The 14,762-nt window shown below is 67.8% G+C and carries 19 protein-coding genes and 1 tRNA gene; 10 read left to right on the top strand and 10 right to left on the bottom strand.

The genetic code is table 11. The features are described from left to right. The 4 genes from QOC69_RS01520 to QOC69_RS01505 form a co-directional block, all read left to right on the top strand. On the top strand, positions 1–282 hold a 282-nt coding region (locus tag QOC69_RS01520; protein WP_526435661.1), incomplete at its 5' end, for a class I SAM-dependent methyltransferase. Continuing rightward, positions 279–1,064: a DUF1295 domain-containing protein gene (locus QOC69_RS01515; protein WP_526435659.1), complete on the top strand. Its 786-nt coding sequence runs from the start codon at positions 279–281 to the stop codon at positions 1,062–1,064. The genes QOC69_RS01520 and QOC69_RS01515, both read left to right, overlap by 4 nt. Before the next feature lie 2 nt (positions 1,065–1,066). Next, positions 1,067–1,642: an RNA polymerase sigma factor gene (locus QOC69_RS01510; RefSeq protein WP_526435657.1), complete on the top strand. Its 576-nt coding sequence runs from the start codon at positions 1,067–1,069 to the stop codon at positions 1,640–1,642. Continuing rightward, entirely contained in the window at positions 1,639–2,364 is a 726-nt protein-coding gene (locus QOC69_RS01505) for an anti-sigma factor (protein WP_526435655.1), read from the top strand. The genes QOC69_RS01510 and QOC69_RS01505 overlap by 4 nt, the downstream gene beginning before the upstream one ends. Positions 2,365–2,371: 7 nt before the next feature. On the opposite strand, the gene QOC69_RS01500 is transcribed toward QOC69_RS01505, so the two are convergent. After that, entirely contained in the window at positions 2,372–3,481 is a 1,110-nt protein-coding gene (locus QOC69_RS01500) for a carboxylate-amine ligase (protein ID WP_526435653.1), read from the bottom strand. 166 nt (positions 3,482–3,647) lie between these two features. Between QOC69_RS01500 and QOC69_RS01495 the strand changes: the two genes are divergently transcribed. Then, positions 3,648–4,469 carry an LLM class F420-dependent oxidoreductase gene (locus QOC69_RS01495; RefSeq protein WP_526435651.1) on the top strand — a complete coding sequence of 274 codons (822 nt, stop codon included), beginning with the start codon at positions 3,648–3,650 and terminating at the stop codon, positions 4,467–4,469. Here the strand turns inward: QOC69_RS01495 and QOC69_RS01490 are convergent, their stop codons facing one another. Next, positions 4,470–4,646, bottom strand: a complete 177-nt coding sequence (locus QOC69_RS01490) for a CsbD family protein (protein WP_526435649.1) — start codon at positions 4,644–4,646, stop codon at positions 4,470–4,472. It lies immediately after the preceding gene. Between the two features lie 75 nt (positions 4,647–4,721). On the opposite strand from QOC69_RS01490, the gene QOC69_RS01485 reads away from it, so the two are divergent. Next, positions 4,722–4,794, top strand: a tRNA-Arg gene (locus QOC69_RS01485). A 33-nt stretch (positions 4,795–4,827) separates the two neighbouring features. Here the strand turns inward: QOC69_RS01485 and QOC69_RS01480 are convergent. The 5 genes from QOC69_RS01480 to QOC69_RS01460 all read right to left on the bottom strand — a co-directional run bounded on the left by QOC69_RS01480 (position 4,828) and on the right by QOC69_RS01460 (position 8,640). Beyond that, complete coding sequence (locus QOC69_RS01480; RefSeq protein WP_526435647.1) at positions 4,828–6,024, bottom strand: S1C family serine protease; 1,197 nt, start codon at positions 6,022–6,024, stop codon at positions 4,828–4,830. 94 nt (positions 6,025–6,118) lie between these two features. Continuing rightward, positions 6,119–6,595 carry a cupin domain-containing protein gene (locus tag QOC69_RS01475; protein ID WP_526435645.1) on the bottom strand — a complete coding sequence of 159 codons (477 nt, stop codon included), beginning with the start codon at positions 6,593–6,595 and terminating at the stop codon, positions 6,119–6,121. 6 nt (positions 6,596–6,601) lie between these two features. Then, on the bottom strand, positions 6,602–7,450 hold the full coding sequence (locus QOC69_RS01470; protein WP_526435643.1) for an aldo/keto reductase: 849 nt from the start codon (positions 7,448–7,450) through the stop codon (positions 6,602–6,604). 144 nt (positions 7,451–7,594) lie between these two features. Continuing rightward, positions 7,595–8,275 (bottom strand): ANTAR domain-containing protein, encoded by a 681-nt coding sequence (locus QOC69_RS01465; protein WP_526435641.1) that lies wholly within the window; start codon positions 8,273–8,275, stop codon positions 7,595–7,597. A gap of 140 nt (positions 8,276–8,415) precedes the next feature. Further along, positions 8,416–8,640, bottom strand: a complete 225-nt coding sequence (locus QOC69_RS01460; RefSeq protein WP_526435639.1) for an Rv2628 protein family — start codon at positions 8,638–8,640, stop codon at positions 8,416–8,418. Between the two features lie 87 nt (positions 8,641–8,727). Between QOC69_RS01460 and QOC69_RS01455 the strand changes: the two genes are divergently transcribed. The 3 genes from QOC69_RS01455 to QOC69_RS01445 are packed head-to-tail and all read left to right on the top strand — an operon-like array spanning position 8,728 to position 12,423. Further along, positions 8,728–9,948 (top strand): acetyl-CoA acetyltransferase, encoded by a 1,221-nt coding sequence (locus tag QOC69_RS01455; protein WP_526435637.1) that lies wholly within the window; start codon positions 8,728–8,730, stop codon positions 9,946–9,948. Beyond that, positions 9,949–11,514, top strand: coding sequence for a carotenoid oxygenase family protein (locus tag QOC69_RS01450; RefSeq protein ID WP_526435635.1), 1,566 nt, complete (start codon positions 9,949–9,951; stop codon positions 11,512–11,514). A gap of 51 nt (positions 11,515–11,565) precedes the next feature. Beyond that, entirely contained in the window at positions 11,566–12,423 is an 858-nt protein-coding gene (locus QOC69_RS01445; RefSeq protein ID WP_526435665.1) for a winged helix-turn-helix transcriptional regulator, read from the top strand. Between the two features lie 78 nt (positions 12,424–12,501). Here the strand turns inward: QOC69_RS01445 and QOC69_RS01440 are convergent, their stop codons facing one another. Beyond that, positions 12,502–13,098 carry a GNAT family N-acetyltransferase gene (locus QOC69_RS01440; protein ID WP_526435633.1) on the bottom strand — a complete coding sequence of 199 codons (597 nt, stop codon included), beginning with the start codon at positions 13,096–13,098 and terminating at the stop codon, positions 12,502–12,504. Then, a complete protein-coding gene (locus QOC69_RS01435) occupies positions 13,095–13,529 on the bottom strand; it encodes a hypothetical protein (RefSeq protein WP_526435631.1) in 435 nt (144 codons plus the stop codon). The genes QOC69_RS01440 and QOC69_RS01435 overlap by 4 nt, the downstream gene beginning before the upstream one ends. Positions 13,530–13,577: 48 nt before the next feature. Between QOC69_RS01435 and QOC69_RS01430 the strand changes: the two genes are divergently transcribed. Continuing rightward, positions 13,578–14,024, top strand: a complete 447-nt coding sequence (locus QOC69_RS01430) for a cupin domain-containing protein (protein ID WP_526435629.1) — start codon at positions 13,578–13,580, stop codon at positions 14,022–14,024. On the opposite strand, the gene QOC69_RS01425 is transcribed toward QOC69_RS01430, so the two are convergent. Continuing rightward, positions 14,014–14,739 (bottom strand): 3-keto-5-aminohexanoate cleavage protein, encoded by a 726-nt coding sequence (locus QOC69_RS01425; RefSeq protein WP_526435663.1) that lies wholly within the window; start codon positions 14,737–14,739, stop codon positions 14,014–14,016. The genes QOC69_RS01430 and QOC69_RS01425 overlap by 11 nt on opposite strands. Positions 14,740–14,762 lie beyond the last annotated feature (23 nt).

Genomic DNA, 14,762 nt, shown 5'->3' with positions numbered 1-14,762 from the left:
GGCGGACTGATTCCGTCCGTCGAAGCGCTCGTCGGGATCACCGAGCGTCAGACGAGGCTGCGCACCGTCGGGATGCTGTCCCTGCGACCGCACTACGCCGAGACGCTACGGTTGTGGCGCGAGCGCTTCACCGAGCACCGGGATGCGGTGTCGGCGTTGGGCTTCGACGAGACGTTCCACCGCATGTGGGAGCTCTACCTGGCGTACTCCGAGGCCGGTTTCCGGTCTGGATACCTCGACGACTACCAGTGGACGTTCGCGCCGACCGGAGCAGGCGCGTGAGTATCCTCGTCGTTTCCGGTGCGGCACTGGCGATCCTGATCCTGGGTTACGGGTTGACGTTCGTCGTCGGCCGCTGGATCGGGCGCTACAACGTCGTCGACGTCACCTGGGGTTTGGGTTTCGTGGCGGTGGCTGCGCTCGCCGCCGTGCTCGGTGACGGAGATCTGTTCCGTCGCTTGCTGTTGCTCGGCCTAGTTGCGGTGTGGGGCCTGCGGCTGGCCTGGCACATGGTGAACAAGTCGGCGGGCAAGGGCGAGGATCCGCGCTACGGCAGTCTGCTGCGCGACGACTTCTCGGCCGCCACCGTGCTACGCAAGATCTTCCTGCTCCAGGCTATCCTCGCGTGGTTCATCTCGCTGCCGCTGCAACTGTCCGCGGTGCTCGGACCGACGCCCATTGCGCTGCTCCCGGTGCTGATCGCGGGTGTCATGCTGTGGCTGGTTGGCGTGCTGTTCGAGGCCGTCGGCGACCGGCAGCTGCGGGAGTTCAAGGCCAACCCGGCTCACGACGGCATGATCATGGACCGCGGCCTGTGGGCGTGGACGCGTCATCCCAACTACTTCGGCGACGCCGCGGTGTGGTGGGGCCTGTGGCTGGTGACCATCACCGGGTTGCTGTCGCTGTCCACGGTGTTGTCGCCGGTGGTCATGACGTACTTCCTGGTCTACGCGACCGGCGCCCGGCTCACCGAGCGGATCATGGCCGACCGCCCCGGCTTTCGTGAATACTGCTCGCGCACTGTGTTTTTCATACCACGGCCACCCAGATCCCGATTGTTGTGACTATGCTCGGATCGGCCAGTAGGCTACCCGGCGTGACCGCCGACCTCGACGCATTGCTGCGCCGGGTGGCACAGCGGGACGTCGAGGCGTTCGCCGCCTTCTACGACATCACCCGCGCCAGGGTGTTCGGTCTGGTCACCCGCGTGCTCCGCGATCCCGGCTACAGTGAGGAAACCACGCAGGACGTCTACCTGCAGGTGTGGCGCAACGCCGCGGGTTACAACCCGTCGGCCGGATCACCGTTGACCTGGTTGATGACGCTCGCGCACCGCCGCGCGGTCGACCGGGTCCGCTCGGAGCAGGCGGCCACCCAACGCGAGTCGCGATACGGCGCCGCCAACGTCGAAGTCGCCGCCGACCGCGTCGCCGAGGCCGTGATCTCCCGCGACGAACGACGTCAGGTGACCGAGTGCCTCGGTTCACTGAGCGACGCGCAACGTGAGTGCATCCAGCTGGCGTACTACGAGGGCCTGACCTATGTCCAAGTGTCGGAGCGTTTGTCGGCGAATCTTGCGACCATAAAGTCACGGATGCGCGAAGCCATCCGTGGACTGCGCAAGTGCTTGGGGGCCTCGTGACCGAGCCAACCGACCCCGACCTCGTGGCATTCGCGACGCCCTACGCGCTGCACGCCGTAACGCAGGCCGAGCTCGAGGACATCGAACGCCGGCTTGCTGCCGCACCCGCCGACGTCGCCCGCGCCTTCGCCGACGAGGTGCGAGCCGTCCGCGAAACCATGGCGGTGGTGTCCTCGGCAACCGCGATCGAACCGCCGGACCACGTCCGCGACCGGCTGCTCGCCGCGGTCGAGCAGCCCCCCGTGCGTGCGGTGCCATCGTCGCCGCAAGCCCGCCCGGCGCGCTGGCGCACCATCGTGCTGGCCGCGGCGGCCGCCGTGGTCATCGGCGTCGGCGCGCTCGGAGTCGGATTGGCGCTGCGACCCGAGGCCAAGACGTCGATGACGGAGCAGATCTTCGCCGCCCCCGACGTCCGGACCGTGTCGGGCGACATCCCGACCGGTGGTACCGCGACGGTGATGTTCTCCCGCGAGCGCAACGCCGCCATGCTGGTGATGAACAACGTCGCCCCACCCCAACCCGGGACCGTGTATCAGATGTGGCTGGTCGGAAGCGACGGTGCGCGCTCGGCGGGCACCATGGACGCGAAGGCGGTGTCCCCGTCGACCACCGCGATGCTGCCCGATCTCGGCGGATCGAAGGCCCTGGCCTTCACCGTGGAGCCCGGCGGCGGATCCGCCCAGCCGACCAGTCCGATCTTCGCCGAACTACCGCTGGTCTGAGCCGATATCACCCAGCCGACACCCCGGCCAGCGTGGCCGTGGCTGCCTCCTCGATGACGTCGCCGACCTCGTGGCGCCGTTCCCACGCCCGTCGCTGACGCATGGCACCGTTGCCCTCGGCAGCGATGCGCGTCAGTTCCTCGCGGACCATGTCGTAGTCGCCCAGCGCCTTGAGAGCCGGCTCGACCCGGTCGACCAGGTTGGAGAGGAGTCGCGCGGCGGGCAGTGGTGCGTGGGTGTCCGCCAGGTCAATGGTCCGGCCGTCCAAACCGTCCCGCGCCGCCTTCCAATACGCCGCCTTGAGCGCGTGCGACGTCAGCGGCAACACCGGAGCACCGCTTTGCTCGTCGTCGAGCGCCGTCATCACGGCCGCCCTCACCAAGGTGGCCAGCAATACCGTCTCGGCGACCGTGGCCGGGACGTCGGCGACGCGCACCTCGATGGTCGGGAAGTCCGCCGAGGGACGGACGTCCCAATAGACCATGCCGTCATCCAAAATGGCGCCGGCGTCCTGCATCATCCGGACCAGCGCGTCGTACTCGTCGACCGAATCGAAGTGGGGCGGCGGGCCCGCACTGGGCCATAGCGCCCACAGCACCTTGCGCCAGCTGGCGTAGCCGGTGTCGGTGCTGCGGTAGATCGCCGAGTTGGCCGTCAGCGCGAGCAATGACGGCAGCCACGGCCGCAACCGGTTACTCACGCGCACCGCCAACTCCCGCGTGGGCACCGCGACGTGCACGTGGCAGCCGCAGATGCCCTGCTCGTGGGCGATCATCCCGAACTTGTCGGCGATCTCGCGATAGCGCGGCGTGTCGGTGATCGGAAAGCTGTGCGGGACCGTCGGGGGCACCCCCACGGCCAGGAGACGCGCGCCCGCCGCTTCGGCTGCCTCCGACGCGATGCGGCGCAGTCGGCTCATCTCGCCTCGCAGTGCCTCACTCGACGCCATCACGTCCGACGTCGTCTCGACCTGACAGCTGGTCAATTCCAGTTGCAGGTCGACGCCCTTGGCCTTGGCTCGCTCGGCGACCGCACGGTTCAGCGGGACGGGTTCGCCGCTGCCGGGATCGACGAGCAGGAACTCTTCCTCGACGCCGAACGTGGGATGAGTGGCCATGGGCTGAAGTATCGATCCGGCCCGTCGGAAGTGCTCACGACGGGCCGGGTCGGGGATGGAAAGCTCCTTTGCTGGCCGCTGCGCGCTGAGCGACCTACCGGGTCACAATTCCCGCGACGGAGCGGGGCCAAACATCTCTCTTCGACATCCGCCCTAAGCTCAGGTCATGGCCAAGGATTTTCGGTTCGGGTTCGGTCTGCACGCCGCCAGTCGGCAGTCAGCGGTTCAGGATTGGGCCCGACGCGCGGAGGACATGGGCTACGACGTGCTGCACGTCCCCGATCACCTCGGCGCGCCCGCGCCGTTCCCGACCTTGATGACCGCGGCGGCGGCCACCGAGACGCTGCACGTCGGCACATTCGTGCTCAACGCCGGTTTCTACAAGCCGGCGCTGCTGGCGCGCGACGTCGCCGCCATGCGCGACCTCACCGGCGGCCGTATCGAGCTGGGGCTGGGGGCGGGCTACGTCAAGGAGGAATTCGAGGCCGCCGAACTGCCCTACCCCACCGCCAGGGAACGCGTCGACTATCTGCGACACATCACCGAATACCTGCGCGAGCACGTGCCCGAGGTGCCGCTCCTGATCGCGGGGAAGGGCAACCGACTGCTCACAATCGCCGCGGAGAAGGCTCAGATCATCGGGTTGACGGGCGGCGACCCGAACTCCGACAGTGGCGACCCACTCGCCGAGCGGATCTCGTTCGTGCGCAACGCAGCCCCCGAACGCTTCGACGAGCTGGAACTCAACATCGCGATCACCGCGCTGCCCACCGACGACTCGGGTAACCCCGACCTGTCCATCACCCGCCGGTTCCTGCCGCAGATGACCGACGAGCAGCTGTTGCGGACACCGGGCGTGCTGTCCGGGTCGACGAAGGAGATTGCCGACGAGATCCGGCGCTACCGCGACACCTACGGGGTGACCTACATCATCGTGCAGCAGCCGCACGCCGAGGCGTTCGCGAAGGTGATCGCCGAGCTGCGCTGACTAGCGGCCGCGGACGGCATCCTTGAGGCGCTCGCCGGTCTGCTTCACGCGGGCCTTCACCTGGTCGGTCTTGCCTTCGTTGCGCAGCCGGGCGTTGCCCGTCGCGTCACCGATCTTCTCCTTGGCCTGACCGGCGAGGCGGTCGACGGTGTTGCGGGCCTTCTTCGATGTGCTCATGGGAGTGGGATGCCCCCGCGCGGAGGAGGGAAACACGGAGTTCGCAGTGGGTTCGGTAAGCTGCGAGCCGTCCCCGCCCCCGTAGCTCAGGGGATAGAGCACGGCTCTCCTAAAGCCGGTGTCGCATGTTCGAATCATGCCGGGGGCACTTCCAGACCTGTATTGCGTCGGGTGCCGCCCGTTACGGCTGCTGCACCTGGTCGGTACCCAGCAAGACTCGCGTGCTCTGGGCAACGCCGGTGGAGTCGAGGTAGTCGACGGTGACCACGTTGCCGGGTGCCTTCGCTTGCACTGCCGCTGCCAACGCGTCGGCGTCGTCGATCACTTGGGTGTCGATCTTGGTCACCACCACGCCTACGGACAGGCCGGCCGCCTCGGCGGGGCCGCCGCTCGTCACGTCGACGATCCTGGCGCCGTGGGCGCTCACGTCCTCACCGACCTGCACGCCCAGCCACGCGTGCGACGCCGTGCCGGTGGCAATGAGTTCGTCGGCGACGCGCTTGGCCTGATTGATGGGAATCGCGAAACCCAAACCGATCGAACCACTTTGGGCGGCGGGTGAGTCGCCCAGCGAGGCGATCGCCGAGTTCATCCCGATGAGCTGGCCGTCTTCATCGACCAGCGCCCCGCCCGAGTTTCCCGGGTTGATCGAGGCGTCCGTTTGGATGGCGTCGGTCGCCGTGCCCTGGGTCGCCGAGTCGGCAGCGGTGGAAACCGGACGGTTCAGCGCGCTGATGATGCCCGTGGTGACCGTGCCCTCCAGACCCAACGGGGATCCGACCGCCACCACCTTCTGGCCGACTCGAAGATGGTCAGACGAGCCGAGCGTGATGGGGGTGAGCCCAGAGGCTCCCTTCGCCTGAACGACGGCGATGTCACTCGTTCGGTCCATCGCGACCACGTCGAAGGGCGCGGTGCGGCCGTCGGCGAAGGTGACCAGGGTGTGGGCTCCGCCAGGGCCGTTGGGGCCGGCGCCGGCCGCGGCCGACACGACGTGGGCATTGGTCATGATCAGCCCGTCGGGGGTCAAGATGATGCCCGAACCCTGCTCGGTCTGGTCGGTCAGGTCGGTCTGCAGCTGCACCACGCTGGGCAACACCTTTGCGGCGACCGTCTCGACCGAGTCGGCGGGCAGGCTGGCCGCCGACGCGCGGGGTGCGGCGGCCGCCGCGGTCGCCAGGGTGTTGAGCACGACGGTGTGTGGTTGCACGACCAACGCGGTGAACCCACCGATGCCGGCGGACACCACTGCCACCGCCGCGCCCGCGGCGAACAGCGCCCCGCCTCGAGAAGGCTTGGGCGACTTGCGATGTGCCGACGTCGACCCATCCCCCCCGAGAGGATGCCGATGATCGTCGGGGTATGGGAGCGTGGCCATGTCTCCTAGGATCGCGTTTTCGGCATCGGGTGTCGTCAACGCTGCCGCCCATTGGCGCTTGCTGCTAGCAGCAGAGCTCGGTACCTGCTAGCTGCTACCCGGAACTCTCTGGGAGCGCGTAGAGCCCGGGGAGATTGACCACGACTGCCTCTTGTGTGCTGCGCGCTATCACGATCACGGCGGGATGGGCAGGGTCCGGGTTCTCTTCCCGATGCGGAACGAAGGGTGGCACGAAGACGTAGTCGCCGGGCGCCGTGGCGATACGGACTTCCTGGACGCCGTCGTGGAATACGAACTCGGGGTTTCCGCTTCGGACGAAGATCGCGGTTTCGGATTCGCCGTGGTGGTGATTGTCCGACACCGTCGCCGGCGAAACGGAGGTCTCCCCCATCCAGATCTTCTCCGAACCGACCGAGCTACCGCTGATCGCCGCGAATCGCTGCATGCCCGCAGTCTGGGCCGTGCCGGAGCTGAGCTCTGAAGCCTTGACATGGTGTACGCGCGTTCGCAGCGACGCATGAGCCTGCTCGGTCTCGATCAGGTCTGGGTGGAAACCATCCTGGCTAGCCATGAACGTCTACTCCGGGATGTAGTCGAACACGTCGGGGTTGGGGCCCGTTCGCCCGGATTCGCCCTTGTCGAGGGCAGAGATCGCGTCCATGTCGGAGCCGTTCAGTTCGAAGTCGAACAGCTCGAAGTTCGACCTCATTCGGTCGGGCGATACGGACTTCGGGAAGACGATGTCGCCGCGCTGAATGTGCCAGCGCAGCACGACCTGGGCGGGTGACTTGTTGACCGCGTTGGCGATTCGCTCGACGACCGGGTCATCGAGCACCTTGCCCTGAGCGATCGGCGACCACGCCTCGGTGGCGATGCCATGCTCGCGCCCGTAGGCGCGAACCTCTTCGTTGGTGAAGTACGGGTGGACCTCGACCTGATTCACCGCGGGGACGACGCCGGACTCCTTCGCGAGTCGATCCAGGTGCGCGGGTTGGAAGTTCGATACGCCGATGCTGCGGGCGCGTCCGTCTCGGGCGAACTCTTCGAGAACGTGCCAGGTGGAGACGAAGTCGCCATCGTAGAGCGTCGGGAGCGGCCAGTGGATCAAGAACAGGTCGACGTAGTCGGATCCCAGCGCGCTCAGTGTGCCGTCGAACGCACGCCGTGCATCGTCCGGCTTGTGGAAACCGTTGTTGAGCTTGCTGGTGATGAAGACATCGGCGCGATCCAGTCCCGCGTCGCGGACGCCCTGGCCGACTTCCCTTTCGTTTCCGTACATCTCGGCTGTGTCGATGTGCCGGTACCCCGTCTCAAGGGCAGCCGTGACCGCTGAAGCCGCATCCTCGGGCCTGATCTGAAAGACACCGAATCCCAGCTGCGGGATGTGCACACCATCGTTCAGTTCGATTTCCGGAACGTTGCTCATGATTGGGTCCTCTTCCTTGATCGGGCGGTCGGACTCTGGGCCGTCATCACACCAACGATTGCACTCGGCCCACAGACTGTCGTTGCGACTGGCACCCGTGGGGCATACCCACTGCCGGTAAACCTTCACGGCGGCGCCTGGGTTTTATTGCCCCCGGGTGTCGATGACCTTCTGTGCGACGTCGATGAGCTTCGTGTTGCTGTCCTGGGAGAGCTGGCGCAGCATCGCGAACGCGCGGACGTCGTCGATGCCGAACCGCTCCATGATGATGCCCTTGGCCTGGCCGATGCGGTCACGCGTCGACAACGCCGACTGGAGCTGATCACCTTCGCGGCTGGCCAGGATCGCCGCCGCCGCGTGCGCCGCCAGCACCATTCCGATCGTCTCCGCCTCGGTGTCCCACAGCCTCGGCTTGAACGCGAACAGGTTGAGCGCCCCTGCCGTGCGGTCGGCGGTGTACAGCTTGAACGACAGGCCGCTGCGCACGCCGAGCGCGCTGACCGCCGGCGAGTAGTTGGGCCATTTCGGTTCGTTGTGGAAGTCGTCCGTACGCACCACGATCTCGTCGAGCGCCGCCTCGACACATGGTCCCTCGAGATAGCGCATCTGCAGCTCGTCGAGTTTGAACATCAGGTCTGAGGTGGGCGCAATGGTGTCGAAGCTGCCGTTCTTGCCGACCAACAGCACGCCCGCCGCGTCCACGCCAGGGATCAGCTTCTTGGCGGCAGCGGTGACGTCGGCGAGCACCTCATCGACGCTGCGCAGCGCGATCGAACGCGCCAACTCGGCCATCCGAAGGGCAAGGTCGTGGTTCTGCACCGTCATGACGATGATCTTCCCCCTCAGCCGGTCGACGCGGACGTTTGTGGCGCGAAAACGTGGGCAATGCTCGCGCAGGTGCGCTTGGCGGTGCACAGCCAAGCGCGCCGAGGTCTCGCCGGTTCAGAACCGAGCCGGCGGGGCCGTCAGGCCGCGACGAGGACGTCGAGGGACAGGCAGTCGCTGATCGCGTGGACCGCGGGCCAGTTGCCGGCGCGGGCCGCGCGGGCGAGGTCCTCGGCCATCGGGCTGTCGACACCCAGCTCGGCCAACCACGCCGACACCGTGGCGGCGATCCGGTCACCCGGCACATGGGCCGCCCGCCGGGCGTGCAGCCGGTCGACGATGTCGTAGGTGGTCTTCGTACTCATACCGGTAAGAGGGCGGTGCCCGACCAAAACCGACACTTTTCTGCGAGGAATCCCGAGTCACTCTGTTAGTTGTAGTACGGTGCGGTCATGGGTGGCTCGAACGTGTGGATCCTGGGCGGCTATCAGAGCGACTTTTCCCGCAACCTGACCCGTGAGGGGGTCGACTTCGCAGGCCTGACCAGCGAGGTGGTGACGGCGACGTTGCAGGCCGCCAAGATCGACGCCGCCGACATCGGCGTGGTCCACGTCGGCAACGCCTTCGGTGAGATGTTCGCTGCTCAGGGCCACCTCGGGGCCATGCCCGCGAGCGTCGTCGACGGCCTGTGGGACACCCCGTCGTCGCGCCACGAAGCCGCCTGCGCCTCCGGCAGCGTCGCCATACTGGCGGCCATCGCCGACCTCCGGTCGGGCGCGTACGAGACGGCGCTGGTGGTCGGCGTCGAGTTGGAGAAGACGGTGCCCGGCGACACCGCCGCCCAGCACCTCGGCGCCGCCGCCTGGACGGGGCACGAGGGTCAGGACGCCACGTTCATGTGGCCTTTCATGTTCAGCCGGGTCGCCGACGAGTACGACCGCCGCTACGGCATCGACGAGAGCCACCTGCGGGCCATCGCGCAGCTGAACTTCGCCAACGCCAGGGCCAACCCGAACGCCCAGGCCCGCGACTGGACCGTGCCCGATCTGGTGGCAGGCGGCGACGACGACGAGACCAACCCCGTGGTGGAGGGCCGGATCCGCCGATTCGACTGCGGCCAGATGACCGACGGCGGCGCGGGCATCGTCGTGGTCGGCGACGACTACCTCCGCGAGCACCCCGACGCCCGGCCGATCGGTCGCATCGAGGGCTGGGGTCACCGCACCGTCGGGCTGGGCTTGCAGCAGAAACTCGACCGCTCGGCCGATGACCCGTACGTGATGCCGCACGTGAGACGGGCGGTGCTGGACGCCTTCGAGCGTGCCAGGGTCTCGCTGGCCGACCTCGACGGCATCGAGGTGCACGACTGCTTCACCCCGAGCGAGTACCTCGCGATCGACCACATCGGGCTGACCGGTCCCGGCGAATCGTGGAAGGCCATCGAGAACGGCGAGATCGTGATCGGCGGCCGGCTGCCGATCAACCCCAGCGGCGGGCTGATCGGCGGCGGCCATCCCGTCGGCGCCACCGGGGTGCGCATGCTCCTCGACGCCGCCAAACAGGTCAGCGGCACCGCGGGTGACTATCAAGTCGACGGTGCGCGGACGTTCGGCACGCTCAACTTCGGCGGCAGCACGGCCACCACGGTCAGCTTCGTCGTGAAGGAGGCTTAGATGAACACCGAGATCGTTGGCAAGTTCCTCTCCACGCTGCCCGAGGACGACGACCATCCCTACCGCACCGGGCCGTGGCGCCCGCAGACCACCGAATGGGACGCCGACGACCTGACCGTCGTGGCTGGCGAGATCCCGGCCGACCTCGACGGCGTCTACCTGCGCAACACCGAGAACCCGCTCCATCCGGCGCTCAAGGCGTACCACCCCTTCGACGGCGACGGCATGATGCACGTCGTCGGTTTCCGGGACGGAAAGGCGTTCTACCGCAACAGGTTCGTCCGCACCGATGGCTTCGCCGAAGAAAACTCTGCTGGCGGTCCGCTGTGGCCCGGCATTGCCGAACCGGTCGAGCTCGCCCGGCGCGACTACGGCTGGGGCGCACGGACGTTGATGAAGGACGCGTCCTCCACCGACGTGACGGTGCACCGCGGTACCGCGCTGACCAGCTTCTACCAGTGCGGCGACCTGTACCGCGTCGACCCGTACTCGGGCGAGACGCTCGGCAAGCAGGACTGGGGCGGTGCGTTCCCGTTCGACCTGGGAGTGTCGGCGCACCCGAAGGTCGACGACCGGACCGGCGAACTGCTGTTCTTCAACTACTCCAAACAGGACCCGTTCATGCACTACGGCGTCGTCGACGGCGCGGGCGCGCTGGTGCACTACGTCGACGTGCCGCTGCCGGGCCCGCGCTTGCCGCACGACATGGCGTTCACCGAGAACTACGTGATACTCAACGACTTTCCGCTGTTCTGGGACCCCACGTACCTCGAACACAACGTGCACCTGCCACGCTTCCACCGCGACGTGCCGTCACGCTTCGCCGTCATCCCGCGCCGTGGGGACAGCTCGCAGATCAAGTGGTTCGAGGCCGACCCGACCTACGTGCTGCACTTTCCGAACGCGTACGAGGACGGCGACGAGATCGTGCTCGACGGGTTCTTCCAGGGCGACCCGGAACCGGTCGACGACGGCATGGGCGACAATCCCCCGCAAGCGGGAGGTGCCCCCAGGCAGCGCGTGTTCCGATTCCTTGCCATGGACCGGATGCAGACCCGACTGCACCGTTGGCGCTTCAACCTCGTCACCGGTGAGGTGCGGGAAGAGCAACTGTCGGACAGCATCACCGAGTTCGGCATGATCAACTCGGGCTACGCGGGCCACCAGTACCGCTATGCCTACGCTGCGACGGGCAAGCCGGGCTGGTTCCTGTTCGACGGGCTGGTCAAGCACGACCTGAAGACCGGTGCGGAAGAACGGTTCGCGTTCGGCGACGGCGTCTACGGCAGCGAGACCGCGATGGCACCCCGATTGGGCAGCCGGAGCGAGGACGACGGCTATCTGGTCACCATCACCACCGACATGAACGACGACGCGTCCTACTGCCTGGTGTTCGACGCCGCCAGGGTGACCGACGGCCCGGTGTGCAAACTGGCTCTGCCGGAACGGGTTTCCAGCGGCACGCACTCTACGTGGGCACCCGGTTCGGAGCTTCGCCGCTGGCGCAGGACCGACTCCGCGGCCGAGGCGATCGGGCTCGCTGGGGCGAGCGAAGCGACGGGGTGATGTGTAGTGCCCACCGCATTGCCCGCAGGCGGAACCAACGCCGTCGGCCGGATGCTCGGGCTACTCGGCGACGAGTGGACGCTGCTGATCCTGCAGCAGGCGACGCTGGGTGCGACGCGGTACGGGCAATTCACGGCGCGCCTGCCGATCTCGCATGCGGTGCTGACCCGGCGGTTGGGGGCGATGACGTCCGACGGACTGTTGGTCAGGCGCACCTATCAGGCCAAGCCGCCGCGGGCCGACTACGTGCTCACGCCGCGGGGACGCGCGTTGTGGCCGGTACTCGTGTCGATCTGGGAGTGGGAAAGACACTGGGTCCCCGACCACGCCCAGCGACTGCCCGCGATGCGCCACACCGTCTGCGGTGAGGACTTCGCGCCAGTGCTGCAGTGCGCCGCGTGCACAGAGCCGGTGACGGAGAAGGACCTTGGTGCGCAATGGGGTCCGAGTGGTGGCTGGTCGCGGTCGATGCCCGTGCACTCGACGCGGCGCCGATCGAGCTCCGACCGCGTCGACGGTCGGGCGGACCTGTTCCCGGAGACCATGAGCATCCTCGGCGATCGATGGGCATTCGCCTTGCTGGTGGCGGCGTTCGTCGGCGCCAGCCGGTTCGGCGACTTCCAGGACCAACTCGGTGCGCCACCCGGTTCCCTGGCCGACCGCTTGCAGATCTTCACGGCCAACGGCGTGCTCGCCGCAGGCGACGGGCGCTACCGGTTGACCGAGAAGGGCCGCGCCGTGTTCCCCATCCTGATCAGCGCGCTGCAGTGGGCGCAGCGGTGCTTCCACGCGCCGGAGGGGCCCGCCGTCCAACTGGTGCATACGGACTGCGGCGCGGCGTTGGTGGCCACCCTGGCGTGCGACCAGTGCGCGAGCCCGCTGCGCGGTGCCGAGGTGGCGACGCGCTAGCAGTCGCTTCCTTTGCGCGATTGTGAATCTCACGACGCGACACGCCGGGGACGCGTCGTGAGATTCACACTCGACGGGCTAGCGGTGTCGGTCCAGCCGGAACCGCAAATTGTTGCGCACCGCGGGCCACTCCACGTCGAGGATCGAGTAGACGACGGTGTCGCGCCGCGATCCGTCCGGCAACAGCTGATGGCTGCGCAACACGCCGTCGAGCTTGGCGCCGAGGCGCTCGATGGCGGCGCGACTGGTGGTGTTGAAGAGGTGCGTTCGGAATTCGACTGCCACGCAATTCAATTCGTCGAACGCGTGGCCGAGCATCAGCAGCTTGGCCTCGGTGTTGACCCCGGTCCGGCGGACCGACCCGGCGAACCAGGTGTTGCCGATCTCGAGCCGCCGGTTCGCCGGGTCGACGTTGAGGTAGCTCGACGATCCGATCAGGCGGCCGTCCTGGGTTCGCGCGACGAACGTCAACCCGGTGTCGGGGTGCTGCACCGCCAACCGCTTGTCCACCCACTCGCTGGCAGTCCGATGAGACGGCGCGCTGGTGAACCACAGGGCACCGACGTCGCCGTCGGCCGAGGCCACCGCGATTTCCGGGACGTCTGCGGCGCGCAGCGGTTCGAGCGTGACCCACCGCGGCCCGGTGAGCACCACTGGTTCGACGAACCCGGTCATCGGCGCCGACTCGCCTCAGACCACGCCGCGACCATGGCCAGCACCGACAGCACCACTGCGAGGGCGGTGGCCGCCCCACCCACGTAGAACCCGTAGCCCGCCGCGATCGGCGGTGCCACGTACAGCCGGAAGTACCACCATGCCAGAACCGTCAGGAGCACCGAAATCGACAGGGCCGCAGTCGAAGCGATCCGCGCCGACAAGCCACGCGCCGCCATCGCCGCGGCCACGACCAACGTCGCCGACAACAGCACCATCAGCTGCCCGACGCCGAAGCCGGGCGGCGGCACGGCGATCTGGCCGAGCTTTCCGCCGATGGCGTTGGCCCGTCCGCCGCCGCCTGCGCTGGTCGTCAACCACGGCAGCCACGCGCTGACCAGCAACACCAATGCACACAGCACGACGAACCATGCGGGGCGCAGGCGTGCCATGGGACGAGGGTATCGGGTTGGCAGGCCGTTCCGACGTAGGCTTAACGGATGACGGAGCTACCCGGCTGGGCCCGTACGCTCGACCTCGCCCCGCATCCGGAGGGCGGCTGGTTCAAGGAGACGTGGCGCAGCGAGTTGACGGTCACGCAGTCCGCTCTGCCACCGGACTACACCGGCCCACGCAGCGCCGGAACGGCCATCCTGTTCCTTCTGATGCCGGGCCAGCAGTCGGCATGGCACACCGTGCGCAGCGCCGAGTTGTGGCTGCACCACAGGGGCAGCCCGTTGCTGCTGGAGGTTGGACGCGAACAGCACGGTGCCACAACGCTTCTGCTCGGCAGCGACGTCGATGCGGGCGAAGCACCACAGCTGGTGGTTCCGCCGGGGCACTGGCAGCGTGCCCGACCGCGCGACGACGAACCCACCTTGGTGAGCTGCGTCGTGGTGCCCGGTTTCGACTTCGCCGACTTCGCCCTGGCCACCACTACCGACTGAGCAGGCTCACCGCCGCCGACACCAGCGCGCCGTTGTCGGGCGCGACGGACCCGTCCGGCAGCTTCACGGTGTCCTCGAGACCAATTCGCGTCTGCACACCGCGCTCCCCCGCGTATTCCAGTAACGGCCAACAACTCTCGTCGAGCCCGTGCAGCAGCACGGGGGCCGGCGATCCGACGGCGAAGACGCGCTCGAGCATGTCGTCCGCGGCGGCGATGTCCGCATCACCCTGCAGCTCGATCATCGCCCGCATGCAGTGCTTGGCCAAGTCGGATTTCGCCCAGGACGCGACCGCCTCGGCGTGGAACAGGCCCACCTCGACCCCGAGCCCCTTGCCAAGCAGCACGTGTGCCAGCTCCTCGGAGCCCGGTTCGTGCCAGTTCAGCGACGCGAAGTCCGGCAGCACAGTCCATGCCTCGACCGCCCGCAACCTGGCGTCAGCGTCGGGCAGTGCCCAGAACCCCGTCGTCACCCCCAGCGGCAGACCGGGCACGGCCGCACGGACGGCGTGCACCGCCGCCGCGACCGCATCGCCGTACAGCGAGTCGACGCCGTTGGCGTCCTTGGGGTGCATGTGCACGGCCTGCGCGCCGGCCCGATGCGCCTCGATCGCCGCTGCGGCCAGCTGATCGGGCGTGACTGGCAGGTTCGGGTGCTGGTCGGGGGTGCGGGCTCCGTTGATGCACGCCTTGACGTAGATGCGGGGATTGGTCATCCATTCATCTTCGCCTGTCTCGA

It is taken from the genome of Mycobacterium sp., assembly GCF_032162105.1.
Classification (GTDB): domain Bacteria; phylum Actinomycetota; class Actinomycetes; order Mycobacteriales; family Mycobacteriaceae; genus Mycobacterium.
The sequence above is the reverse complement of the archived record's forward strand: the minus strand, read 5'-3'. Positions and strand labels throughout refer to the sequence as shown.